The sequence below is a fragment of the Bradyrhizobium sp. genome (assembly GCF_049581145.1).
Taxonomy (GTDB): domain Bacteria; phylum Pseudomonadota; class Alphaproteobacteria; order Rhizobiales; family Xanthobacteraceae; genus Bradyrhizobium.
Window position 1 is genome coordinate 1 of the sequence record NZ_JBAURI010000214.1, and the last position, 2,270, is coordinate 2,270.

A 2,270-nucleotide genomic window follows, 5' to 3' on the forward strand; every position below is an offset into this window, starting at 1 on the left:
GGGCAGGGCAAATGGTATCCCGGCGAGAGCCTGCCGCGCTGGGCATTCGGCCTGTATTGGCGCAAGGACGGCGTGCCGATCTGGAAGAACCCTGATCTGGTCGCCAGAATCGAGAATCCGCGCAAGGCCGACATCGCGGGTGCGCAGCATTTCGCGCGAGGGGTAGCGCAAAAGCTCGGGCTTGAGCCGGACTACGTGCTGCCGGCGTTCGAAGATCCCGGTCACTGGCTGCAGAAGGAAGCGGCGCTGCCGCCGAACGTCGATCCCGGCGATTCCAAATTGTCCGATCCGGAAGAGCGCGCCCGGATGGCGAAAGTGTTCGATACCGGGCTCAACATTCCCAGGGGCTATGTGCTGCCGATCCAGCGCTGGAACGCGGAAGCGCGGCGCTGGAAGAGCGAGCGCTGGCAGCTCCGGCGCGGCAATCTGTTTCTGATGCCCGGCGATTCGCCGCTGGGCTTGCGGCTGCCGATCGCCTCGCTGCCCTATATCCCGCCCGACGACTATCCCTACACGGTCGAGCAGGACCCGATGGAGCCGCGCGGTGATCTGCCCGCAGCAGATTTGCCGGTGTTCGACCAGACGGCCGAGGTCCCAGGCGCGGCGCAGCAGGCAGTGCAGGAGCAGCAGCCGAGGTCCGGTGGCGTGCGGACCGCGATGTCGATCGAGATCCGTGACGGCGTGCTCTGCGCCTTCATGCCGCCGGTCGAAAAGCTCGAGGATTACCTGGAGTTGCTCACCGCCGTTGAAGGGACTGCCGAACAACTGCAGATGCAGGTTCATGTCGAGGGCTATGCGCCACCCTATGACCCCCGCGTCGAGGTCATCAAGGTGACGCCCGATCCTGGCGTGATCGAGGTCAATGTCCAGCCGGCGGCAAGCTGGCGCGAAGCGGTGGCCATCACCTCCGGCCTGTACGAGGATGCCGGCAAGGTACGGCTCGGCGCCAACCGCTTCCTGGTCGACGGCCGGCACACCGGCACCGGCGGCGGCAACCACGTGGTGGTCGGCGGCAGCAAGCCGCAGGATTCGCCGTTCCTGCGCCGTCCCGATCTGTTAAAGAGCCTCGTGCTGTACTGGCAGCGGCATCCGTCGCTGTCCTATTTCTTTTCCGGCATGTTCATCGGCCCGACCAGCCAGGCGCCCCGCATCGACGAGGCCCGCCATGACGGCCTCTATGAGCTGGAGATCGCGCTGGCTCAGGTGCCCGAGCCGGGCGGCACGATTCCGCTGTGGCTGGTCGACCGGCTGTTCCGGCACATCCTGGTCGACATGACCGGCAACACCCATCGCGCCGAGATCTGCATCGACAAGCTCTATTCGCCTGACAGTCCCACCGGCCGGCTAGGCCTGGTCGAATTCCGCGCGCTCGAAATGCCGCCCGATCCGCGCATGTCGCTGGCGCAGCAGTTGCTGATCCGGGCGCTGATCGCAAAGCTCTGGCGCGAGCCGCAACAGGGCAAGTTCGTGCGCTGGGGCACCGCGATCCATGATCGCTTCATGCTGCCGCATTTCCTTTGGGAGGACTTTCTCGACGTGCTCGACGAGCTGCGCACCTCCGGCTACGATTTTTCGCCGGACTGGTACCTGGCGCAGCTCGAGTTCCGGTTTCCGGCGTTCGGCCGGGTCCACCATGGCGGCGTCTCACTGGAATTGCGCCAGGCGCTTGAGCCCTGGCATGTACTGGGCGAGGAGGGAACGGCCGGCGGCACCGTGCGCTATGTCGACTCTTCGGTCGAGCGGCTGCAGGTCAAGGCGGAAGGCTTTGTCGAAGGCCGTCACGTCATCAGCTGCAACGGCCGGCGGATGCCGATGACCGCGACCGGCCGTGCCGGCGAGGCGGTGGCGGCGGTGCGCTTCAAGGCCTGGCAGCCGCATTCCGGCCTGCACCCGACCATCCCGGTCCACGCGCCCTTGACCTTCGACCTGATCGATACCTGGAACGGCCGCTCGCTCGGCGGCTGCGTCTATCATGTCGCCCATCCCGGCGGGCGCAATTATGAAACAAAACCGGTCAATTCCTACGAGGCCGAGGCGCGGCGGCTGGCCAGATTCCAGGATCATGGCCACACCCCCGGCAAGATCGATCCGCCGCGCGAGGAACGCACAATGGAATTCCCTTTAACCCTCGACTTGCGGACCCAGCTCCCGCATTAAAGCCGAGGGTGTTGGGAGAGTCGAATGGCGGATATCACCGGCCCGGAGTTGGGGCAGGGGACCGGTCAGGCGAGCGGTTCGGCGAGCCGAGCCCGCCCGGCCCAGCGCCGGGT

General features: G+C 66.2%; 1 protein-coding gene. It reads left to right on the forward strand.

Translation table 11 applies throughout. The features are described 5' to 3' along the window. The coding region (locus WCB02_RS07210; protein WP_423957145.1) for a DUF2126 domain-containing protein at positions 1-2,157 on the forward strand (2,157 nt) is incomplete at its 5' end. Positions 2,158-2,270 lie beyond the last annotated feature (113 nt).